We start from the raw sequence: 23,166 nt of genomic DNA, 5'->3' as shown, positions 1-23,166 counted from the left end.
TCGCTCAGCGCCGTGCCGAACGTCGCGCTGCCCCGGCGACGCTGACCGGCGTGAGTGGACGCCCGACTTCGGCCTTGGCAGTCGAGACGAAGCTGCTCACGGCAGCGATTGGCAGTTCCCTGCCAGACTCGAGCCCACCCGGCCCAACCGTGACCAACAGCAGCAAGAAGCCAATTCGCATCGCCATTGTCATTGGGTTTCTCCAATCACAAAGTTGCTCGGCATTTCATCCATGCCCTGAATGTTCTTGGGGTCGCTTACGTCCAGCTTCTTGGCATCCGCCGGAGCTTTGAAGCTGAAGTCGCTTGGGGCAACCTCACTCCCGGTTTTCCAGTTGCGGACCTGGATGCTGTACTGCGGACCGAAAGCAATCCGCTTGGAAGTGATGACGAACCGGCAGGGATAGGGCCGGTCCCCCTGGGCGATCCAGATTTGCCAATCGACATCGTCGTTTCGAAAGGCGAGATGATTGCATTCCGTGCCGCCGATCACACCGCTGCCGAGGTCTTTTGCGTCGATCACCCCCGGCATCAATTGATCGTAGGGGTTCGAGAGAAGCAAGTCCGCAGCAGGCAGGGGCCGGTCGTACTTATCCTTCAACTCGTCGACCAGATGATCGAGGCTGCCGGGTATCTCGACCTGGGCATAGACGTTCTTGTTCTTGCCGAAGAGCGTCAGCGTCTTGCCGTCGAACACAGTCTCTACATTGACAAAGCCGCCAGATCGCGTGGCGCGGATTTTGTCGGGGCGGGCGAGGGCGACGGTGCCCGAACTCGCCAGTGCGAGTTTCTGCTTGTCCTTGGTGACGACCTCGAAGTTGGCGTCATAGTCGAACGATATGACTTGCTGCGCCGCCATGTAATCGGACATGGCCTTCATCAATCGCTTGGCCTCTGCTTCGCCGGCTGTCGCGGCCGAGGGCGCCGCCACCCCGACCATCAAGGCCAAAGTCAGTGCTGATATCGCCGGCAGGATTTGAGTGATGTGGGAAACTAGATTTGTCGACATGGGACCCTCCCTTGAGGCTGTCCCCCCGCCGCACACTAGTTACGTATCAGCACCCTAGCACGCAGCGGCGCTGTCCGTCATTTAAACCCAGTTCACACCGAGCGACCTGGACCTGAAGTCAAGTGAACCTCAATGAGTGAAGTCATGCAAAGCCGCCCGGAGCCAAAACACTGGCGTCCCTCTCGCGACAGTTGGCGAACGTCCGCGCGTCGGTGCCATGCGGTTATGAACCCGGTAGATGTGATCGGCCCCGCTCTGACCGCCTCGACGTCCGCTTCCCTCTATGCGATGCGGACCTCACGGTGTTCCGAACAGGATTGACCACTCACATCAGCTCCCGGCCCTCCGGCAACCCGCTCGCCGGCCTTTTGATGAGCGCTTTTGGGCTTGGAGCAGAAGCTCACCGGTCACCGCTCACGAGTACACGGCCCAGTGGCCTCCCCGGCAGAGATATGGGCAGGCTAGCCTTAACTGCCGCGATGTACTAAGAGAGGGCGCATGCGCCAGTCCTTTGGCATCGACGGCTTTTTCTTTACCTGCGCGGGGCTGACCCGGCGCGGATCGTCGGCGCGTCTTCGCCTGCGCCTGAGCCTGCTCCTTACCAGCCCCTGAGTCGAACTGGTTCCGGCCGATCCGGAACGGGCGCTCAGGGGATGACAAGTCGAGCGAGCTGAAGGTTCAACGCCGCTCCCGAGGGAGCCGCTTCCGAGCGAAAGAAGAAGCCGATGACCACCGATCCGAATAGCACCGAGGTTCGAGTGAGCGACGCCGACCGCGTCGTCATCTTCGACACCACCTTGCGCGACGGCGAGCAATGCCCGGGCGCCACGATGACGTACGAGGAGAAGCTCGAGGTCGCCGAGTGCCTCGACCAGATGGGCGTCGACATTATCGAGGCCGGGTTCCCCATTGCCTCCGACGGCGACTTCGAGGCCGTCTCGGCCATCGCCGGGCGCGTGAAGAATGCCACCGTCGCCGGGCTGGCGCGGGCCGTGTTCGCCGACATCGATCGCGCCGGCGATGCCGTGAAGCACGCCAAGCGCGGGCGCATCCACACGTTCGTCTCCACCTCGCCTATCCACCTCGCGCATCAGATGCGCAAGACCGAGGCCGAGGTGCTGGAGATCATCACCGCTACGGTGACGCGCGCCCGCAACCTCGTCGAGGACGTCGAGTGGAGCGCCATGGATGCCACCCGCACCGGCATCGACTACCTGTGCCAGTGCGTCGACGCGGCGATCAAGGCCGGCGCCACCACCATCAACCTCCCCGATACCGTCGGCTACGCGACGCCGGAGGAATACGCCGCCATGTTCCGCATGGTGCGCGAGCGGGTGCCGAGCTCCGACAAGGTGCGGTTCTCGACCCACTGCCACAACGACCTCGGCCTCGCGGTCGCCAACTCGCTGGCGGCTTTGGACGGCGGCGCCCGGCAGATCGAGTGCACCATCAACGGCATCGGCGAGCGTGCGGGCAACGCTGCGCTGGAAGAGATCGTCATGGCAATCAAGACGCGGGCCGACCGCCTGCCCTACGCCACCGGCATCGACGCGACGATGCTGTCGCGCGCCTCGCGCCTCGTCTCGGCGGTGACCAACTTCCCCGTCCAGTACAACAAGGCCATCGTCGGGCGGAACGCGTTCGCGCACGAGAGCGGCATCCACCAGGACGGCATACTCAAGTACCAGCAGACCTACGAGATCATGACGCCGGAATCGGTCGGCGTCGGCAAGTCGTCGCTGGTCATGGGCAAGCACTCGGGCCGCAACGCCTTCCGCTCCAAGCTGAAGGAGCTCGGCTACGAGCTGGGCGAGAACGCTTTCGAGGACGCCTTCGTGCGCTTCAAGAGCCTCGCCGACCGCAAGAAGCACGTCTACGACGAGGACATCGAGGCGCTGGTCGACGAGGGCATCGCCCACATGCACGACCGCATGAAGGTCGTGTCGCTGACCGTCATCGCCGGCAACATGGGTCCGCAGTCGGCGACGCTGACGCTCGACATCGACGGCGTGCAGCACACGGTGCAGTCGGCCGGCAACGGTCCGGTCGACTCCATCTTCAACGCCATCAAGCTGCTGGTCCCGCACGAGGCCAAGCTCGACCTCTACCAGGTGCACGCGGTCACCGAGGGCACCGACGCGCAGGCGGAGGTCTCGGTGCGGCTCGAGGAGGGTGGGCGCGTGGTCACCGGGCGCGGCGCCGATACCGACACCATGGTCGCCTCGGCCCGTGCCTACGTTTCGGCGCTCAACAAGCTGCTGGTGAAGCGCCAGAAGACGGCCCGCGTGCAGCAGGCTCTCTAGCGCGCCGATAAGCTCGGGCGTCGCTGCAACCTTCGTTTGCCGCGACGCACCCGCCTCGCACGTGGCGTGGGCAGAGGAAACGCGGTAAATTTGCTATCTTCCGAGTGCCGGCGGCCGGCCCGGCGCCCCTGAGGTTGTGAGCGAGTTATGCTGCAGGGTGTGGCAAGCGCCTTTTCGGACGATATCGCGATCGACCTCGGCACGGCGAACACGCTCGTGCATGTCGTCGGCCGCGGCATCATCATCGACGAGCCGTCCGCCGTTGCCGTCCGCTCGCACCGCGGCACGCGCGAGATCCTCGCCGTCGGGCGCAAGGCCAAGGCCCTGATCGGCAATACACCCGAGAGCATGGAGCTGGTGCGGCCGCTGCGCGACGGCGTCATCGCCGACTTCGTCGCCACCGAGGAGATGCTGCGTCAGTTCATCAAGCGCACCAAGACGATGCTCGGCTTTCGCCGGCCGCGCATCCTGATCTGCGTGCCGGCGCAGGCGACTCCCGTGGAGCGGCGCGCCGTCTACGACACCGCCGTCTCGCTCGGCGCCCGCAAGGTGTATCTCATCGCCGAGCCCGTCGCGGCGTCCCTCGGCGCCGGGCTGCCGATCGGCGAGCCGGGCGGCGCCATGGTGCTCGACATCGGCGGTGGCACGGCGGACATCGCGGTATTGTCCGGCGGTGTCATCGTCTCGGCGCGCACGCTGCGGGTCGCCGGCAACGCCTTCGACGACGCGATCGTCCGCTACGTTCGCCGCACGCACCAATTGCTGATCGGTGAAGTCAACGCCGAGCGCATCAAGATCGAGGTGGGCACGGCGCTGGCAACCCCCAACGGCCGCAACTCGGAAGTCCACATCCGCGGCCGCGATCTGCGCCAGGGGAACGCCAAGGGCATCGTCCTGCGCGCCAAGGACATCGCCGAGGCGCTGGCCGAGCCGGTGCAGGCCATCGCCGACTTCGCCCAGCGGGCTCTCGAGGATCTCCCTCCGGACGTCCTGAGCGACATCGCCCGTCGCGGCGTGCACCTGACGGGCGGCGGCGCGCTGCTCGACAAGCTCGACCTTGCGCTGACGCGCCGCGTGGGGGTCAAGTTCCGCGTGCAGCAGAACCCGATGCACTGCGTGGTCAAGGGCTCGGCCGCGGTGCTCGCCGATCTCGGCGACTACGAGCACCTGCTCATGCACCCGTGACGGATCAGCTGAACTTCAGGCGTGCGTAGCGCTTGTTGGCGGCGTCGTGGATGCTCGTCGCGGGTCCCTCGAAGTGGACGCCGATGGAATTCGCCTGCCGCCAGGCGATCGAGCACGGGTAGAGCGTGCCGGAAGACTTCTCGTAGAGCTGGAAGCTGTCGGGCAGCCCCACCGTATTGGCGATCAGCAGCCGGGCGCCGTCCGGCGAGATGTCACGGATGGTGCAGTCGAGGACGCGCAGGCCGTCGGCGTAGACGATCTTCCCCTCCTTGAGGACGCGTTTGCGCGGGACCTTTCGTCTGTCGTCCATAGGTCACCGGCAAGGTGAGGGACAACGGCGCGCGTACTTCCCGCGCACCCGCTCTGGAATCACGCCCGACTCGTAGCCTCCCACGTATGTAGCAGAGGCCGTGCGCGCGCCATAGCGCGGGGGCCGCACCCGATCGGGCATTTTTAAGCCGCGGTAATCGCTGTTTTACGCAGGCCGGCGGGCCGCTCTGGCAGTGCGTCGGACGACCCGTCTCGGCGCGCTGGACAGCCGCTCCCCACGGTGCTACACGCCTCTGCATCGAGGGCTCGCGTGGCGGGCCCTTTTGCCGTCTTGGCCGCGCGGACCAGTACCGCGGCACCGGGGCGGGCCGTTTGCGAACGGCGCGGGTGATTAGCTCAGTTGGTAGAGCAGCTGACTCTTAATCAGCGGGTCGTAGGTTCGAATCCTACATCACCCACCATCGCTTCCCTTCATAGCGAAGCGGCTATTCAGCAGCTCTTGTCGGCGCTCGCCCGCTTCACCACGGCGAGCTGCCGCATGGCGGTGTCGCGCTCGGCCCGGTCGTCGACCAGAAGGTGCTCGCTTCTGTTCGTGGTCGCGCGCATCAGGCGGACGGCTTCCTGGCCGAGCTGCTCGCACGTATATCCGGCGTAGTCGCCATAGCCCAACGCCTGGCGCCCGGTGTCGGTAGCGCACCCGCTTAGTGCCAAGCCCACCACGATCCCTGCAATTACGCGCAACACGGCAGTCCTCCTCGCACGGATAATGGGCGCGGTTGGATGAGGTTCCGCCGGGGTTGGACGCTGAACGGGCGTTACGGCCCGCTATCGATGCATCGACGCATCCCAGTAGGGCGTCACACCATAGTGTCGGTGAGTGACGGTCTCCCAATTCCGGTCGGTCCAGGAATCGTCGCTGAACTCGGGTGCGTCGCGGAGCTGCTGCTCGGTGATGCCCGTTCTGAAACCGCTGAGCGACGTGTCATACTTGAGCGCCGCCCAGGGGACGGGATAGTGGCTGTGTCCGAGACCCAGGAAGCCGCCGAAGCTCATCACCGCGTAGATCACGCGCCCCGACAGCTTGTCGATGATCAGGTGGTCGATCTCGCCGACCTTATCGTCTCCGATGCCATAAACCTCGGTGCCTTCGACGTCCTCGCTCGATATGAGCCGATGATCTGGGTGTGCCGTTGCTGAAGCCATTGTTGCGTTCCTCCGCTTTGTTTTCGTTGAAGGAAGAACGCAAGCGACGTGGCGCTGTTCCGCCTTACGGCGTCAGCCCACTGCCCATCGGCAGGAAATTTTAGTGACGCGCTAGATCTTACCGCTCGCGGTGGCGATCTCGACATGGCCGCCGCCATTGGTCCGCGGCGGCCAGAGGTTGGCCAGCGCCCGGTTGCGCGCCGTGGACGCCTGCGGCTTGGCGAGCTTGGCATAGAGCTTGAGATAGTCCTCAGCCATGCGACGCGAGGTGAAGCGCTCCTCAAAGCGTTGACGCACGTCTGCGCGCGACAGCTTGCCGACGTTCGCCGTGGCGGCAGCGGCTTCATCCGCATTGTCGACGATGAAGCCGGTAAGGCCGTTCTCGATGATCTCGGGCACGGCGCCGCGCGGGTAGGCGATGACGGGCGTGCCGCACGCCATCGCCTCGATCATCACCAGGCCGAACGGCTCCGGCCAATCGATGAGCGTCAGCAGCGCGACGGCACCACTCAAGAACTCCGACTTTTGGGCGTCGCTGATCTCGCCGATGAACTCGATGCCGGGCTGATCGAGCAGCGGGCGGATTTCATCCTCGAAGTAGTCGACGTCGGCGCGATCGACCTTGGCGGCGATCTTCAGCGGGATGCCAGTGAGGCGCGATACGCAGATGGCGTCGGGAAGGCCCTTCTCGGGCGAAATGCGGCCCAGGAAGGCGAGGTATGATGGTGTCACGCTCAACGGCCGCAGGGATTGCGCTGGCAAGCCGTGGTGAACGGTACCGGCCCACGGCGCGGTCGGAAGCAGCTGCCGCTGCGACTGCGAGATCGAAACGAGCGGCGCCTTGGGGAAGGATTCGAACACCGGCCGATGCTCGGGAAGATCGAGCCGGCCATGCAACGTCGTCACGAACGGTGTCGGCAAACGCGAGAACAGCGACAGCGGGTAGTAGTCGAGATGGAAGTGGAGCAGGTCGAAGTCGCCGGCCTGCTGCGCGACGCTTTCCAGCATCGCCATGTGCAGGGCATTGGCGTCGCGCACCGATCCGTCGAGGCGCAGCGCCCGCGGCCAGCCAGCTACGAGCTTGGCGCTGGTGACGGAGTCGCCGCTCGCGAACAGCGTCACATCATGGCCGAGCTCCACCAGAGCTTCCGTGAGCCACGAGATTACCCGCTCGGTGCCACCGTATAGTTTTGGGGGTACGGCCTCGGTTAATGGAGCGACCTGGGCAATCCGCATACGTGCAACCCCTCCGCTAATCTACGCATGAAAGAACCCGCGGCTGTGCGCGGGTGGTTGATTAACGGGTTGCGGGTGCTGGGCGTTCCCCGCGACAATCACTCATTTTCGCAAATCGAACCGATGCCCGGGCGGCGCGTTCGTCCAGCATCCAAGGACATCGGCGAGGCCGCATGGACGATATCTGCAGCTACGCGAACCGTCCGTTCGGCTTCATGGTGCGCTATGTGCGCCGGAATCCGCTGGCGCACGGCTTCATTCTCGCATGCGTCATCGGCGCGGTCGCTTGTTCAGTCGGCACGCAGTACGGCGTCAAGAACCTCGTCGACACGTTGTCGCAGGGTGCCAACGCAGGGACCGCCGTTTGGATCGCTTTTGCGGTACTGTTTTTACTAATTGCCGCCGACAATCTTCTCTGGCGGGCGGCGAGCTATGTGGCGTCGGGCACCTTCGTTCGCGTCACCGGCGCGCTTCGCAAAGATCTATTCCGTCATCTTACGGGGCATTCGCCGGGCTTCTTCATTGACCGCGCGCCCGCATCGCTGACGAGCCGCGTGACGGCGACGTCGAACGCGCTCTTCACTATCGAGAATATGCTCGTCTGGAACGTCATCCCGCCCTGCGCCGCGACGATCGGCGCCGTGGTACTCGTCGCCACGGTGAGCTGGCAGATCGCGCTGGTGCTGCTCGGTGCCGGCGCCGTGGTGATGATCGCGATGTATCGCATCATGAAAGCCGGCCAGCCGCTGCACCACGAGTTCGCCGACAAGGCCGCGCGCGTGGATGGCGAGATGGTCGACGTCATCAGCAACATGTCGCTGGTGAATTCCTTTGGCGGGTTGCGCCGCGAGCACCGTCGGTTCGACGTCGCCGTGGCGCGGGAGATGACGGCGCGCAAGCGCAGCCTGATGCACCTCGAGCGGCTGCGGTTGCTGCATGCACTCACGACGCTGCTGTTGACGTTCGGCATTCTCGGTTGGGCGCTGAAGCTGTGGCAGAGCGGCGCGGCGACGACCGGCGAGGTCGTGCTCGTTTGTACGCTCGGCATCAGCGTGCTGAGCGCCACGCGCGACCTCGCCATCGCTCTCGTAGATGTCACGCAGCATATTGCGCGGCTGTCGGAGGCGCTGACGAACCTGCTCGTGCCGCACCAGATGCGCGATCATCCCCAGGCCGAGTCCCTGCGCCCAGCCGGCGCGACGGTCGAATTCGACAGCGTTGACTTCAGCTACCCGGACGGCCGCAAGGTATTCGACGACCTCAATCTTCGCATTCCGTCCGGGCAGCGCGTGGCGCTCATCGGCCGCTCCGGCGGCGGGAAATCGACGCTCATCGCCTTGTTGCAGCGGTTCTACGAAGTCGAGAACGGCCGCATCACGATTGATGACCAAGATGTGTCGCGGGTCACCCAGCACAGTCTGCGCAACGTCATCGCCGTGGTGCCGCAGGACATCTCGCTCTTCCATCGCACGGTGCGCGAGAACATCCGCTACGCGGCACCGCAGGCAACCGACCGGGACGTGTGGGACGCGGCGGTGGCGGCGCGCTGCGACGGCTTCATCCGCGAGTTGCCGCAGGGGCTCGACACGGTTCTCGGCACCCGCGGCGTCAAACTGTCGGGCGGCCAGCGGCAGCGCATCGCCATCGCCCGCGCCTTCCTGAAGGATGCGCCGCTTCTCGTTCTCGATGAGGCGACGTCGGCCCTCGACGTGCAGTCGGAGGAGGAGATCCGCCGGGCGCTGCGGGAGCTGATGGATGGGCGCACGGTCATTTCGGTGGCACACCGCCTGTCGACCGTGCGCAACTTCGACAGGATCGTCGTGCTGCAGTCGGGCGGTGTCGTGGAGGACGGAGCACCGGAAGACTTGCTGCGCCGGCGCGGCGTGTACCAAGGGATGGTGCACGGCGAGATCGCCCGCCTCATGCCGGCAGCGCAGGCGGCCTAAGCGGTAGTATGCGAGGCGGGCGCGATCTAAGCTAGGCGGTCGGTCGAGAGGGCAGGCAAGGTGTCGGAAGCGCGACCCAAGATCGAGATTGTCGACACCGCGAGCGGGCCGGACGCGCCGTTCGGGGTTTCCGCATCCGAGCGCGGTTCGCGCGAGCGCTACGCCTTGAAGGCAGAGGACACGTTCGCGGTCATCGACGCACACGGCGACATCAACGCCGACGGCGCCGGCTCCGACGGAGTCTTCCACGCCGATACACGCTACCTTTCCCACCTGCGCGTCACCGTCATGGGCGCCGATCCCCTGCTGCTCGGTTCGAGTCTGGCGCAGGACGGCACCTATGTGCATGCCGACCTCACCAATCCCGACATCGCGCGCGACGGGCGCATCGTCTTTGGCAAGGACCAGGTGCACATCGAGCGCACGGTCTATGTGCACGCCGGCGGTCTGCGCCAGCGCCTGATGCTCTCCAACTACAGCCAGGCGACGATCGACCTGCCGGTGACGGTCAGCTTCAACAACGACTTCGCCGACATCTTCGAGGTGCGCGGCACGGGGCGGGCGCGGCGCGGCACGCGCGCGGCAAGGACGCTCGACGATACGGAGGTCGAGATCGGCTATATGGGGCTCGACGGCGTCGCGCGCGCAACGAAGGTGTCTTTCTCTCAACCACCGGCGTCGCTGGGTCGAAGCGAGGCGAGCTACCAGTTCAAGCTGTCGAGCCGCGAGCGCGCGGTCATCGACATCAACGTCAGCATCGCCAACGTGCAACAGCCGCAGCCTAAGAGCTTCCTCGCCGGGCTGTTGCGCGCCCGCAAGGGCTTCGCCCGCAAGGTCGCCTGGTGCAGCGTCAGCACCGGCAGTAACGATCTCAATGCCGCGCTGGAGCGCTCGGCCGCCGATGTGTCGCTGCTGATGACCTCGACGCCAAGCGGCCTTTACCCCTACGCGGGCGTGCCTTGGTTCTCCACCGTCTTCGGCCGCGACGGTCTCATCACCGCACTCGAGCTGCTGTGGATCTACCCCGACATGGCGCGCGGCGTGCTGAAGTTCCTCGCCGCCCAGCAGGCTACGGCCAGCGACGCCCACTCCGACGCCGACCCCGGCAAGATCCTGCACGAGATGCGCGGCGGCGAGATGGCGGCGCGCAAGGAGGTGCCGTTCGGCGCCTACTACGGCAGCGTCGACTCCACGCCGCTGTTCATCGTTCTCGCCGGCCACTACTGGCAGCGCACCGGCGACGACATGCTGGTGCGCGAGCTGTGGCCCAACATCGAGGCGGCGCTGCGCTGGATGGATGTGTCGGGCGACCGCGACGGCGATGGGTTTATCGAGTACTACCGCGCCGCGTCCTCCGGCCTCGTGAACCAGGGCTGGAAGGATTCAGGCGATTCCATCTCCTACGCCGACGGCGCGCTCTGCCGCGGGCCCGTCGCGCTCGTCGAGGTGCAGGCCTACGCCTACGAGGCAAAGACGCTCGCCGCCCGGATGGCGCGGCATCTCGGGCACGCGCGGCGCGCCGACGAGCTGGAACGGCAGGCGGCGGAGCTGAAACGAAACTTCGCCGCCTCGTTCTGGTCGGACGAGTTCGAATGCTTCGCCATCGCCCTCGACGGGGACAAACACCCCTGCAACATCGTGACGAGCAATGCGGGCCAGGTGCTGCGCTCGGGCATCGCCGAAGACGCGCACGTGCGCAAGATCGCCCAGCACATGCTCTCGCCGCACCTGTTTTCGGGGTGGGGGGTGCGCACGCTGTCGGACGCGGCGGTGCGCTACAATCCGATGTCCTATCACAACGGTTCGATCTGGCCGCACGACAACGCGCTTATCGCGGCCGGTATCGCCCGCGTCGACCGTGTGGGCGCCGAGCGTATCTTCAAGGGGCTGCTCGACGCGGCCATGCGCATGGACCAGCAGCGCTTGCCCGAGCTGTTCTGCGGCTTCCCCCGCCGCCGCGGGCGGGCGCCCGTGCTCTATCCCGTTGCCTGCTCGCCGCAGGCGTGGGCGAGCGGCGCCCTGTTCTATCTGCTGCAGGCGATGCTTGGCATCGACATCGACGGCCGCAGCAACACGGTGCGGCTCGACAGGCCGCATATTCCCGCTTGGCTAGGGCATGTCGAGTTCGACGATCTCGCCGTCGGCGACGGGCGCGTGTCGCTACGGGTCTCGCGCGATACCAATGGTGCGGCGGCGGTGACGGTCATCGACAACTCGGCGGACGCCAGCATCGAGGCAGTCTAGCCCGCAGCGATGCGCAACTGGTCGTCGCGACCGGCGCCGAAAAGCCGACCATACAACGCGGTTGAACAGGCGGCTTCGCGGTGCACAACGGCCGGGGCAACCACCACTCTTTAATGCTTACCGGCGATCCTACGATTTGAACGATCTTGCCGCCGCCATTTGGCGTGCAGACTCAACTCGTTGAGGCGCGTTCCTGCGGGACCCACAATGCGGCCGGCAGGAGGCGAGGCAAGGGATTGTTCGTGGCGGGTATTTTCCGGTAACCAACCGGCTTCTTGCCACTTTCTCGTACCATCAAGGCTCCCCACGGAGCGCGTAGGAGTAAAGATGTTTCGTCTGGTTACGGTGGTCGGTGTGCTCGGTGGCGTCAGCGCTGCAATTGCCGAGCCCGTCCGCATGACCGGCGACGACATCCGGCGTGCCATGCCGGGCGCTCTGCTCGAGATCGATACCCCGCTGCGCATAGCCATCCCGGTGAAAGTCGGGACGGATGGCCTGATGTCGGCGGAGGCCGGTGCATTGGGTCTGACGCTCGGCGCCACCAAGGATCGCGGCCGGTGGTGGACCGCGGACGACAAGCTCTGCATGAAATGGTTCCGCTGGTTCGATGCTAGGGAGCGCTGCATGGTTCTGCACCGCGAGGGCAACCGGGTGCAGTGGGCCGAGGGCAGCGGCGAGAGCGGAACCGCCACCATCACCGAGGCACCCAAGACTGTCGTCGCCTCTGCGCCCGCCAAGCCGAAGAAAGAACACAAGGTCGTAGCGGCTCCGCCGGTGCAGCGCATCGATGACGTTGCTGCAGCGCCCGCTCCCGTCGTCGACGAGCCGGCGGTCGAGAGACCTGAGCGCAAACCGTTCGCGACTGCGGCGCTAGACGCTGCGGCACTAGACAAAGTGCTTCAGTCGGAGAAAGAGCCCGAGCCCGCGCGGCTCGGCATGAACGAGATCGAGACCACGCCTGATACTGCGCCGACCGCCGCGTCGCGCGACGAGGTTCCCGTGCAGCGCGCCGAGCCGCCGGCCGCGGCGAAGAAGTCGCGCCAGGCAAAGGCACCGGCTGCGACGCCGCCGGCGCGCAAGGTTGCACGCAAGGACCCGCAGGTCGCCAAAGTCGCCGCTCCGACCTTCCGTGTCTCTGGTGTCGGCTATGGCGACACCCTCAACATTCGCAAGGGGCCGTCGGAGTATCACGACGCCGTCGGCACCATTCCCTCCGAAGGGCGCGGCGTGCAGATCATCGGCGCGTGTCGCGATCTTTGGTGCCCAGTCCGCCACGGCCGCACGACCGGCTGGGTGAACCGCTTCTACCTGGCGGAAGAGGGTGTGCAGCAGACGTCGGCGCGGCGCTAAGCAAGTCGATCCATCGGCGGGCGACATGAACGGTGCAATGCCGGTTCATGCGACGGTTCATTCGGTACATGAAACGGTTCATGCTCCGCTAAGCATGTCTTTACATTTGCCGCTTTCGCGCAGCGCTCGCCGCGCTTGTCACAACCTTTGCGGCAGCTGTGACAAATGCCGATTTTCCTAATCAGAACACGGATTTGTACTGGGCGGCGCAGCCCTTGGCGCGGGCGAGACAGTTAATCTGCGTACTCAAATTATCAACACTCTGACGCTCCTCTCGGGGGTGCCGGGCGGCCGAACCTTTGGTCCGGCTCATGCATGTTGAGTGCATGTTGAGACTGTCCCGCCGTGTTCTGGCGCACGCAGGCGCGCCAAAGCGGGCGAGCGAGCGCCAAGTTGGGACGCTGTCCGCTCGGTGCGGCACACGTTGAGACGAGAGATTGCAAGGGGTCGCTATGGTTGAGACGGTTCGTGCGTGCCGGCGAGAGGACGTCCCGATCGTGGCCGGCATGTTCGCGCGCGTCTTCCAGCGGGGAAAGGGCGTCCCCGGTCGCGAGCTCCCGCGCTACTTCGAGAAAATCCTGTTTCCCGATGCGTCCCCCGATGCGTCCAATGAGTCGCCCTCGCGCGTGTTCCTCGATGCGCAGGGAGATGTGCGCGGCTTCATCGGCATCTGGCCGCGCCGCATGGTTCTGCACGGGCGGACGATCGAGGCGGCCATCGCCGGCTCGATGATGGTCGATCAGCCGGACGCGCACCCGACCGCTGGTGCGCGACTGTTGCGTGCCTATCTCTCAGGTCCGCAGGAGTTGTCGTTCAGCGAGACCGCGAACGATATCTCGCAACGCATGTGGGAGAAGGTCGGCGGCCAGCGCTTGCCGGCTGCCAGCCTCGACTGGCTGCGTGTTCTCCGCCCAGCCGGATTTGCCGTGGCGCTTGCCGGTATGGCCTTCCGTCCCGCCTCGATCTTCAGCCCCGCCGCTTCCGGCTTCGATCGCCTCGTCGAGGCACGCGGCCGCAATCCGCTGGCTGCGCCTCCAGACGCGTTCGGCTACCGTGACGCGGAAGTCACGAACGCGGAGCTGGCCGAGCTCATCCCAACCCTGAGCGACAGCTATGGCCTGCATCCCGACTGGCACTCGCCCGAGCTGTCGCTGCTGCTCGCGCATGCCGAGAGTAAGGAACGCTATGGAGACCTCTATCGGCGCGTCGTGCACGCGCCGGGTCGAGGCCCGGTCGGCTGCTATCTCTACTATGGGCGCCGCGGCCGGATCGCGCGCGTGCTGCAGGTCGTGGCACTGCCCGACGCCGTCGGCGCGACCCTCGACAGCCTATTCCGCCATGCGGCGTCGGCCGGATGCGTGGCGGTGCGCGGGCGCACCGATGCGACATTGCTCGACGCCCTGATCGCACGCCGCTGCGTGCTCTTCCATGGCGGGGCGATGGTGATCCATGCGCGCAACAAGGCGCTGCTCGAGGAAGTGCGCCAGGCGCGCTCGCTGCTCACCGGCCTCGCGGGAGAATCCTGGACACGCCTCATCGGCGGAAAATTTGCGTAACGGGGCGCCTCGCGCCGGGAGCTAGGTTATGTGCGGAATTGCCGGATACTACGGGCTGAGATTGGCGCCCGACGAACAGCGCGGGCTGCTCGGCCGCATGATCGGCCAGGTGGCACATCGGGGTCCCGACGGGCAGGGGGTCTACGTCGATGGCGACGTGGGTCTGGCGCATGCCCGTCTCAGCATCATCGACGTCGGCGGCGGCCGCCAGCCGATGTGCAACGAGGACGGCACCGTCTGGATCACCTTCAACGGCGAGATCTTCAACTACGTCGAGCTGCGCGCCGAGCTCATCGCCCGCGGCCACGTCTTCAAGACCACCTCGGACACGGAGGTCATCGTCCATCTCTATGAGGAGCGCGGGCCCGATTGCGTTTCCGCGCTCAACGGCGACTTTGCCTTCGCCATCTGGGACCAGCGGCAGCAGAGGCTTGTGCTGGCGCGTGACCGCGTGGGCGTGCGCCCGATCTACTATGCGGTGCGCGACGGAGGGATAGCCTTCGCCTCCGAGGTAAAAGCGCTGCTGCAGGTGCCGGGCATCGACGCGGCGCTCGATCCCATCGCGCTCGATCAGATGTTCACGTTCTGGTTTCCGCTGGCGCCGCGGACGCCCTTCAAGGATATCGCCGAGCTGCCGCCGGCCCACGTGCTCGTCGCGAACCGCGATGGCATCATGACCAAGCAGTACTGGCGCTTCGAGTATCCCGATGCGGCCGAGGATCGCCCCGTAACGCCGGCGGAAGAAGCGCGCCTGACCGAAGAGGTCCGCGAGCTGCTGCTCGACGCCGTGCGCATCCGGCTGCGCGCCGACGTGCCGATCGGCGCCTACCTGAGCGGCGGCCTCGATTCCTCGATCACCACGGCCGCTATCCGCAAGTTCATTCCCGACAACCTGCGCTCCTTCTCGGTCGCCTTCGAGTCCGCCGAGTTCGACGAGAGCATGTTCCAGGAGGAGATGGTCGCCGCACTGGGGCTCGCTCATTCGGTGACGCTCTGCCGCGAGAACGACATCGCCAGCGTGCTGCCGGAGCTCATCCACCATACCGAGCGGCCGATCATGCGCACGGCACCGGCGCCGATGCTGTTGCTGTCGCGGCTGGTGCGCGACAGCGGCTTCAAGGTGGTGATGACGGGCGAGGGCGCTGACGAAGTGTTCGCCGGCTACGATGTGTTCAAGGAGGCAAAGGTTCGCCGCTTCTGCGCCGCGCAGCCTACGTCGAAACGCCGCCCGCTACTTTTGCGCAAGCTCTACCCGTATCTGCCGCGCCTGAGGAACCAGTCACAGCGCTACCTCGAGGCGTTCTTCGGCGGCGAGCCGGGCAAGCTCGACGACCCGCTCTATTCGCATATGCCGCGCTTCCGCAGCAGCGCGGGGGCGAAGGCCTTCTTCTCCACGGACATGCGCGAGGCTATCGGCGACTACGATGCGCTTGCCGAGATGCGCGATCGGCTCCCGGCCGACTTCGCGCGCTGGCATCCGCTGTCGCAATCGCAATACCTGGAAAGCGCCTATCTGCTGCCGGGATATATCCTCTCGTCACAGGGGGACCGCGTCAGCATGGCGAACGCGGTGGAGGGCCGCTTCCCATTCCTCGACCACCGTCTGATCGAGCTTGCCGCGCGCATCCCGCCGCGCTTGAAGCTCAAGGGCCTCACCGAGAAGCACATCCTGCGGCAGAGCGTCAAAGACCTGCTGCCCGATATCATCGCCAAGCGGCCGAAGCAGCCCTACCGGGCGCCGGAGAGCCGGGCTTTCCTACGCTCGCGCGTGGGGGCAACGGTGCTCGACCACATGTCGCGCGCCAATGTCGCCAATGCCGGCTACTTCGATGCCGGTCTCGTCGGACGGCTGGTCGACAAGTGCGACAAGCTCGCGTCGACCGGTTTCCGCGACAACCTGGCCTTCGTCGGCATCCTTTCGACCCAGGTCTGGCACGAGGCGTTCGTTACCCCGGCCATTAAGGGTCGTGGCACAGCCATTGCTAGCTCCAACGATAATGTTCGGAGCAATCACAGCACCCCCGTATCCGCTGCGCCCAGCGGTCCATAGTTGAACCGAGAGAACGTCATGGCTAACGACCTGAAGCAATCGATCCGCACCTTTATCGAAACGAGCTTTCTCTTCCGCGAGGGTCGCGGAGGGCTGACCGACGGTGAATCACTGCTCGGCGCCGGTCTCATCGACTCGACCGGCATCCTCGAACTCGTCACCTATCTCGAGAGCGAGTTCGGCATCGTCGTTCTGGATGAGGAGATCGTCCCGGAAAACCTCGATTCCGTCGATCAAATCACCGCTTACGTCTTCCGCAAGCAGCCGCTTCCCCACGCGATCGCCGTCTGATCTTTCGAACCCACGGCGACCCCCAAGGAGCCCGCCCATGCGCTTTGAAACCTACCTGCGTCAGAGTGCTGAGCGCTTTCCCGACAAGCCAGCACTGATCGCTTCGGGCCGGCGCCTCACGTACAGCCAGATCGACGACATGTCCGACGAGCTGGCCCAGGGGCTTATCAACCGGGGCGTCGGCCGCGGTGACAGGGTCGTCCTATTCCTGGACAACAGCGCCGAGGCGGTTGTCTCAATATTCGCCGTTCTCAAAGCCGGCGCGGTGTTCAGCCCGGTCAATCCGTCGACCAAGGCAGACAAGCTCGCCTACATTCTCAACAACTGCCGGGCGCGGGCGCTCATCACCCAGCAGAAGATCGCCGCAGTTGCCGCCGATGCGGTGGAGGCCGCCCCGTCAGTCACCTTGACCGTCGTGGCGGACGGCGAGGTGGCACCGGACCGCGAAGGCTTCGCTCACTGGAACGACGTCGTCACTGCCCCGACGCTCCCGACGCTCAAGGGATCGGCTGGTATCGACCTCGACCTTGCCATGCTGATCTACACGTCGGGCTCCACGGGGTTCCCCAAGGGCGTGATGATGACGCATCAGAACGTCGTGGCGGCCGCCACCTCGATCACAACCTACCTCGAGAACACGGCCGACGACATCATCCTGAACGTCCTCCCTGTCGCGTTCGACTATGGCCTCTACCAAGTGCTGATGGCGGTGAAGGTCGGCGCCACGCTGGTTCTCGAGAAGTCGTTCGCCTTCCCGCAAGTCATCCTCAACCGCGTCGCCGAGGAGAAGGTCACCGGCCTGCCGCTGGTGCCCACCATGGCAGCGATCCTCATCGCACAGCGCAACCTCGAGCCCGGCGCCTTCCCGCACCTGCGCTACATCACCAACACCGCCGCCGCGCTGCCGCCCGCGCACATCACGCGGCTGCAGGCGCTGTTCCCGCATGTGGCGCTCTATTCCATGTACGGCCTCACCGAGTGCAAGCGCTGCACCTGGCTTCCCCCGCATGAGTTGAAGAACCGCATCGCCTCGGTCGGGGTCGCAATCCCCGGCACCGAGGCGTACGTCGTCGACGAGCAGGGCGAGAAGGTTGGTCCGGGCAGCGTCGGCGAGCTGGTGATCCGCGGCGCCCATGTCATGAAGGGCTACTGGGAGAACGCCGAGGCGACGGCGCGCGCACTCCGTCCCGGACCACATGCGTGGGAGCGCGTGCTGTACACGGGCGACCTCTTCCGCACCGACGATGAGGGCTTCCTCTACTTCGTCGGCCGCAAGGACGACATCATCAAGTCGCGCGGCGAGAAGGTCGCGCCGAAAGAGGTCGAGAACGTCATCTACGCGCTGCCCGGCGTGGCGGAGGTAGCCGTAATCGGCGTGCCGGATCCGATCCTCGGCAATGCCATCAAGGCCGTGGTCGCGCGCGAGTCCGGTGCCGACGTCGGTGAGGTCGATATCGTGCGCCACTGCGCCCGTTTTCTAGAAGACTACATGGTACCGAAATTCGTCGAGTTCCGCCCGTCGTTGCCCAAGACGGAGTCGGGAAAGATCAGTCGCCGCCTCGTTGCGGAAAGCCAGGTTGAGGCCTCGCCATGACGCAGCTCTCCGACAATCGGTCGATCGGACGTCTTGAAGCGTTCTCGGCAGCGGCGCTCCGCCTCGACCCGACGGCATCCGTGCGCGCCATCACCAAGGGGATTTCCGATCACGTGTTTCGCCGGCTGCGCCGGCGCGGCGCGGTCATCGGGCTGTCGGGCGGTATCGATTCAAGCGTCACCGCGGCCCTTTGCGCGGCGGCGCTCGGCTCGACCAACGTCATCGCCGTGCTCATGCCTGAGAAGGATTCCGATCCGGACAGCATGCGCTTGGGGCGCCTCGTTGCCGAGACCTACGGTATTCGCCACGTGGTGGAGGATATCGCGCCGGCACTGGATGCCTCGGGCTGCTACCTGCGTCGTGACGGCGCCATCCGCGAGCTGTTCCCCGATTACGGTCCCGACTGGAGCTGCAAGGTCGTGCTGTCGAACGCCCTGCACGGCAACAGCTATAGCCTGACCCGCCTCGTCGTTCAGACGCCCACCGGCGAGCGCAAGGAAGCGCGCATGCCGATCGCCGTCTATCAGGCGGTGGTGGCGGCAACCAACATGAAGCAGCGCACGCGCAAGCAGCTCGAGTATTACCACGCCGACCGGCTGAACTACGCGGTTGCGGGCACGCCCAACAAGCTCGAGTACGACCAGGGCTTCTTCGTCAAGAACGGCGACGGCGCCGCCGACTTCAAACCCATCGCGCACCTATACAAGTCGCAGGTCTATCAACTCGCCGAGGCGCTAGGCGTGCCGGCTGAGATCTGCGCGCGACCGCCCACGACCGACACGTGGTCGATGGCGCAGACGCAGGAAGAGTTCTACTTCGCGCTCCCCTATGCACAAATGGACCTGTGCCTCTACGGTCTGGAGAACGACATTCCGGCAGAGGAGGTGGCGCGCGCCGCCAACCTGACAGTGGAGCAGGTGTCGCTCGTCTGGCGCGATATCGCCGCCAAGCGCAAGGCGACGCGCTACCTGCATGAGCCACCGCTGCTCATCAGCGACGACGACATCGGTAGCGTGGCCTAGCAAGGCTCAGCCAGCGGCAAGCCGACGGCAGAGGTCGTCGCGCCGTGAGCGGCGTCGGGGCCGCGCCTATTCGTGGTGCGCCGAGCAGGCGGCCACGAGCTCTCCCGCCTGCCTCGCCGGCGCGGCATGCGATATGTCGCCGAAGCTGAGTATCCCGACCATGCGCTTGTTATCGTCGATGACGGGGAGGCGGCGGATCTGCTTGCTCTCCATGATGCCCAACGCTTCATCGAGGCTGTCGCGATCTCGACAGTAGACGATGCCCTTGGTCATCACATCACGGGCCGTCAACTTGCGGATGTCGCCGCCGTTGGCCAAACCGCGACAGATGATGTCGCGGTCGGTGATCATGCCGATGAGCCGATCGTCCTCGCCAACGGGAATTGAGCCCACGTCGAGCTCGCGCATTTTCTTGGCGACTTCGGTGACCGATGTTTGCGGTCCGACCCACTCGGCGCCGTTGTGCATGGCCGTTTTGACAGTGGATTTCATTTGCTTACCTCCCGGGTTGCGGTGGCTCTCCATCCCCGTTCAGCCGCTGCTTGTTTAGATGGCGGCAGCAGGGACCGCCGTCAACGCCACTGAATGGCGTGCATTTTCTAATTCGCATCGAGCAGCTTCGCCGCCCCAAGCAGGGCCGCGTGAGGCCGAACGACGACATACGTGGGGATGGCCGCGAGGTAGGGGCCGAAGCGGCCCTTGTCCTCGAAGCGGTCGCGGAACGGCGACTGCGTGAAGGCATCGCCGAGCTTCGGTACGATGCCGCCCGCGATATAGATGCCGCCGCGCGCGCCGAGGGTGAGCGCCAGATTGCCGGCGACGGTGCCGAGCATCGCGCAGAACATGGACACCGCGCGCGAGGCGCGGGTATCCTCGGCCATGGTCTTGGGATCGGTGATCTGCGCCGCGGTGAAGCCCGCCGATGGCTGCCCGCCGAGCTCGCACAAGGCATTGTAGAGATTGACGAGGCCGGGGCCGGAGAGCACGCGCTCAGCCGAGACGTGGTCGAAGCGGTGGCGCAACAGCGCGATCACGCCGGCTTCCTCGTCATTCCCTGCGGGCATAGTGACGTGGCCACCTTCGCCGGGAAGGGCGACATAGCCGGAATTCGAGGCGGCAACGGCGCTGACGCCGAGCCCGGAACCCGGGCCGATGACGCCCATGGGCGCGTCGGTGTCCGGTTCCCCGCCACCGACCTTGCGCACGTCGCTGCCCGTAAGGTGCGGAACAGCAAGGGCGTTGGCGTGGAAGTCGTTGATGACCGCGAGGCGCTGCAATCCGAGCTGCGTCTTCAACGCGGCGACGGAGAAGGTCCAGGGATTGTTGGTGAAGCTCACCTGGTCGGCTTGCGGGCTCGTCGCCACCGCGAGAACGGCGCGCAATGGCTTGGCACCGTCATGGTTGCGCAAGTAGGCGGCGAGCGCGTCGGCGAGCGAGGGGTGGTCCTCACAGAGGTAGGTCGCTGCGTGGGCGATGTCGCCGTTCGGCCCAACGAGCGCAAAACGCGCGTTGGTGGCGCCGATATCGCCGACAAGGGCGAGACTGCGTTCGATGATTGCCATGCCCAGAAGGGAATAAGGGTGGCAGCCCGATAAGACAACCGACTACGGCCAAGATTGGCGTTGGCGACGGCGTCAGAGGTTGGAGCAGAAGTGCAGGGGTGGCGGCAGCGCCGCGATTCGCGCGCACAAAGGAAAGCACCGCGGCATTGCTGCCGCGGTGCGAAGCCTAGAACACCGGTCGCAAGGATCAGTTGACGCGCGTGACCTCGACGAGATTGTCGGAGAAGGTCGGCGCGCGGCCGATGTTCGACCAGGCATCCGACGAGATCGAGTTCACCGATCCATCCGAGCGGTTGAGCTGGCGCCAGTAGCCGAGCGTCGCGACGACGATGCCGGGATTGACGTCGTCAGATACACGCGCGACGCCCTGGAAGTCGCCCCGGTCGTTCTGCACGCGCACCGGATCACCCTCGCGGATGTTGCGCTTGGCCGCATCGACCGGCGAGATCAGCACGAACTGCTCGCCCTGGACTTTGATCTTGTGCGGCTCGTTGGCGTAGCACGAGTTGAGGAACGCGTGGCTCTTGGGCGAGATGATGTTGAGCGGGTAGCGCTTCGCGAGGTCAGGATTGGTCTCCGGGGATTCACGCACCGGCTGGTAGCCGGGCAGCGGATCGAGCAGGGTGCCGTCCTGCTCGCCCTCGTACATCGCGCGGAACGGCGGCGCCACGAAGTTCCTTGCGTCCTTCAAGAGAATTTCGACCTTGCCGGACGGCGTCGGGAACTTGCCCTCGGCATGCGGCGTGCGCGTGTCGACCGGACCGACGTCGATGCGGTAGTAGCCGTGCTCCTTGAAGTAGTTCATGTCGATGCCGCCCATCTTGGGATCGCCCCAGTTGATGTAGGCTTCGCACAGCTCAGCGTCGGTCATTTTGAAGACCGGATCGTCGAAGCCCATCTCGGCGGCGAGCAGGCGCCACATGTCGCTCGTCGGCTTGCATTCGCCGGGCGGATCGACGGCCTTCTGATTGTACGTGAAGTAGAAGTGACCCCACGACCACATCATGTCCTCGGCCTCGCCGGCCATGGCCGCAGGCAGGACGATGTCGGCATATTTCGCCGTGTCATTGAGGAAATGCTCGGCGACGACGGTGAACAGGTCCTCGCGTTTCAGCCCCTCGACGATCTTGTTGGTCTCCGGCGACTGGCTGACCGGATTGGTGCAGAAGACGAACAGGCTCTTGATCGGCGGATCGAGCTGCATCTCGCCGTTGAGCGCCTGGCCGAGCCGCAGGTTATTGACCACCCGCGTGCCGGGCTTGATGAAGTCGGGACGCGCCGCCTTCACCCAATCGACGGGGAAGTCCCACAGCGGGAGCTGCAGCATGCCGCCGCCCACGTGCCGCCACGAGCCGGCGAGCGCGGGGATGGCGTAGACGGCGCGGGCCGCCTGGGCGCCGCCGGTGGACCGCTCGATGGCGACGCCGATGCGAATGGCCGAGGGCTGCGAGGTGGCGAACTCGCGCGCGAACTTTATGACGTCGGCCGCCTTCACGCCGGTGACCTTCTCGACGTACTCGGGCGTGAACTCCTTCGCTCGCTCCTTCAGCTCCGGGTAGCCGCCGACGTACTTGTCGACATAGTCCTGATCGACGAGACCCTGCTGGATCATCGAATTGATGACGCCCATGGCAAGCGCGCCGTCGGTGCCGGGCTTAGGGCAGATGTGCCAGTCGCCGGCCTTCGCCGTGCGCGACTTGTAGGCGTCGACGACCACGACCTTGGCGCCGCGCTTTTGGGCCTCGAGCACGAACGGCCAGTGGTGCAGGTTGGTCGAGATCGAATTGCACGCCCAGATGACGATGTACTTGCAGTGCACGAAGCTCTCGGGGTCGACGCCGCCGGTCGGACCGTACGTCAGCAGCCAGGCGGACGAGGAGCCCGACGTGCAGTAGGTCTTCTCGTTCACCGTCGAGCCGAGGCGGTTGAAGAAGGGGTCACCCGAATTGATGCCCTGCACCAGGCCCATGTTGCCGAGATAGCTTTGCGGCATGATCGCCTGGGCGCCGTACTCGGAGATGATGTCGCGCCAGCGCCGGCCGATCTCGCTGATCGCCTCTTCCCAGGTGATGCGCTCGAAATTGTTGCCGCCGTTGGGGCCGGTGCCCTTGGGCCCGACGCGGCGCATCGGGTACATCAGCCGGTCGGGATTGTGGTGGTGATCGTGGAAATCCTTGAGCTTCACGCACAGCGTGCCGCGGGTGATCGGATGCTCTTTGTTGCCCTTGACGTTGACGAGCTTGCCGTCCGCGACTTCGTAGACCATCGCGCACGTATCGGGGCAGTCGTGCGGACAGGCGCCGAAAAAGGTTTTGGTGGGGTTGAGCTGCTCGTTCATCGGTGTCC

General features: G+C 65.5%; 18 protein-coding genes and 1 tRNA gene. 11 read left to right on the top strand and 8 right to left on the bottom strand.

From position 1 onward, the window contains the following. Positions 1-189: 189 nt before the first annotated feature. The gene (locus tag GIW81_RS02855; protein ID WP_154737826.1) at positions 190-1,008 is read right to left on the bottom strand and encodes a DUF2092 domain-containing protein; all 819 of its coding nucleotides are present in this window, start codon (positions 1,006-1,008) and stop codon (positions 190-192) included. A gap of 725 nt (positions 1,009-1,733) precedes the next feature. On the opposite strand from GIW81_RS02855, the gene GIW81_RS02850 reads away from it, so the two are divergent. Both GIW81_RS02850 and mreB read left to right on the top strand, forming a co-directional pair. Next, positions 1,734-3,311: a 2-isopropylmalate synthase gene (locus GIW81_RS02850; RefSeq protein ID WP_154737825.1), complete on the top strand. Its 1,578-nt coding sequence runs from the start codon at positions 1,734-1,736 to the stop codon at positions 3,309-3,311. A 147-nt stretch (positions 3,312-3,458) separates the two neighbouring features. Then, complete coding sequence (gene mreB / locus GIW81_RS02845; protein ID WP_154737824.1) at positions 3,459-4,496, top strand: rod shape-determining protein; 1,038 nt, start codon at positions 3,459-3,461, stop codon at positions 4,494-4,496. A gap of 4 nt (positions 4,497-4,500) precedes the next feature. Here mreB and GIW81_RS02840 read toward each other — a convergent pair whose 3' ends face one another. Further along, positions 4,501-4,806 (bottom strand): PilZ domain-containing protein, encoded by a 306-nt coding sequence (locus GIW81_RS02840; protein WP_154737823.1) that lies wholly within the window; start codon positions 4,804-4,806, stop codon positions 4,501-4,503. 345 nt (positions 4,807-5,151) lie between these two features. Between GIW81_RS02840 and GIW81_RS02835 the strand changes: the two genes are divergently transcribed. Then, positions 5,152-5,227 (top strand) — tRNA-Lys (locus GIW81_RS02835). A gap of 28 nt (positions 5,228-5,255) precedes the next feature. Here the strand turns inward: GIW81_RS02835 and GIW81_RS02830 are convergent. The 3 genes from GIW81_RS02830 to GIW81_RS02820 form a co-directional block, all read right to left on the bottom strand. Beyond that, a complete protein-coding gene (locus GIW81_RS02830) occupies positions 5,256-5,510 on the bottom strand; it encodes a hypothetical protein (RefSeq protein ID WP_154737822.1) in 255 nt (84 codons plus the stop codon). An 81-nt stretch (positions 5,511-5,591) separates the two neighbouring features. Further along, positions 5,592-5,969, bottom strand: coding sequence for a PRC-barrel domain-containing protein (locus GIW81_RS02825; protein ID WP_154737821.1), 378 nt, complete (start codon positions 5,967-5,969; stop codon positions 5,592-5,594). A gap of 111 nt (positions 5,970-6,080) precedes the next feature. Further along, a complete protein-coding gene (locus GIW81_RS02820) occupies positions 6,081-7,205 on the bottom strand; it encodes a glycosyltransferase family 4 protein (protein WP_154737820.1) in 1,125 nt (374 codons plus the stop codon). Between the two features lie 173 nt (positions 7,206-7,378). Between GIW81_RS02820 and GIW81_RS02815 the strand changes: the two genes are divergently transcribed. From GIW81_RS02815 to nadE, 8 genes are all read left to right on the top strand, one after another. Further along, positions 7,379-9,151: an ABC transporter ATP-binding protein gene (locus GIW81_RS02815; protein WP_154737819.1), complete on the top strand. Its 1,773-nt coding sequence runs from the start codon at positions 7,379-7,381 to the stop codon at positions 9,149-9,151. Between the two features lie 60 nt (positions 9,152-9,211). Further along, complete coding sequence (locus GIW81_RS02810) at positions 9,212-11,395, top strand: amylo-alpha-1,6-glucosidase (protein ID WP_154737818.1); 2,184 nt, start codon at positions 9,212-9,214, stop codon at positions 11,393-11,395. 327 nt (positions 11,396-11,722) lie between these two features. After that, entirely contained in the window at positions 11,723-12,745 is a 1,023-nt protein-coding gene (locus GIW81_RS02805; protein WP_154737817.1) for an SH3 domain-containing protein, read from the top strand. Positions 12,746-13,197: 452 nt separating this feature from the next. Further along, entirely contained in the window at positions 13,198-14,301 is a 1,104-nt protein-coding gene (locus GIW81_RS02800) for a hypothetical protein (protein WP_154737816.1), read from the top strand. A 28-nt stretch (positions 14,302-14,329) separates the two neighbouring features. After that, the gene (gene asnB / locus GIW81_RS02795; protein WP_154737815.1) at positions 14,330-16,351 is read left to right on the top strand and encodes an asparagine synthase (glutamine-hydrolyzing); all 2,022 of its coding nucleotides are present in this window, start codon (positions 14,330-14,332) and stop codon (positions 16,349-16,351) included. 18 nt (positions 16,352-16,369) lie between these two features. Next, positions 16,370-16,642, top strand: a complete 273-nt coding sequence (locus GIW81_RS02790; RefSeq protein ID WP_154737814.1) for an acyl carrier protein — start codon at positions 16,370-16,372, stop codon at positions 16,640-16,642. A 37-nt stretch (positions 16,643-16,679) separates the two neighbouring features. After that, positions 16,680-18,236 (top strand): class I adenylate-forming enzyme family protein, encoded by a 1,557-nt coding sequence (locus tag GIW81_RS02785; protein WP_154737813.1) that lies wholly within the window; start codon positions 16,680-16,682, stop codon positions 18,234-18,236. Further along, positions 18,233-19,258: an NAD(+) synthase gene (gene nadE, locus GIW81_RS02780; protein ID WP_154737812.1), complete on the top strand. Its 1,026-nt coding sequence runs from the start codon at positions 18,233-18,235 to the stop codon at positions 19,256-19,258. The genes GIW81_RS02785 and nadE overlap by 4 nt, the downstream gene beginning before the upstream one ends. Positions 19,259-19,324: 66 nt before the next feature. Here nadE and GIW81_RS02775 read toward each other — a convergent pair whose 3' ends face one another. The 3 genes from GIW81_RS02775 to GIW81_RS02765 form a co-directional block, all read right to left on the bottom strand. Further along, entirely contained in the window at positions 19,325-19,750 is a 426-nt protein-coding gene (locus tag GIW81_RS02775) for a CBS domain-containing protein (RefSeq protein ID WP_210251897.1), read from the bottom strand. Between the two features lie 107 nt (positions 19,751-19,857). After that, a complete protein-coding gene (glk, locus tag GIW81_RS02770) occupies positions 19,858-20,820 on the bottom strand; it encodes a glucokinase (RefSeq protein WP_154737811.1) in 963 nt (320 codons plus the stop codon). Between the two features lie 187 nt (positions 20,821-21,007). Continuing rightward, the gene (locus tag GIW81_RS02765) at positions 21,008-23,158 is read right to left on the bottom strand and encodes a molybdopterin-containing oxidoreductase family protein (RefSeq protein ID WP_154737810.1); all 2,151 of its coding nucleotides are present in this window, start codon (positions 23,156-23,158) and stop codon (positions 21,008-21,010) included. Positions 23,159-23,166 lie beyond the last annotated feature (8 nt).

Source organism: Hyphomicrobium album, from assembly GCF_009708035.1.
Lineage (GTDB): Bacteria > Pseudomonadota > Alphaproteobacteria > Rhizobiales > Hyphomicrobiaceae > Hyphomicrobium_A > Hyphomicrobium_A album.
This window is presented reverse-complemented; position numbering and strand designations above follow the sequence as displayed.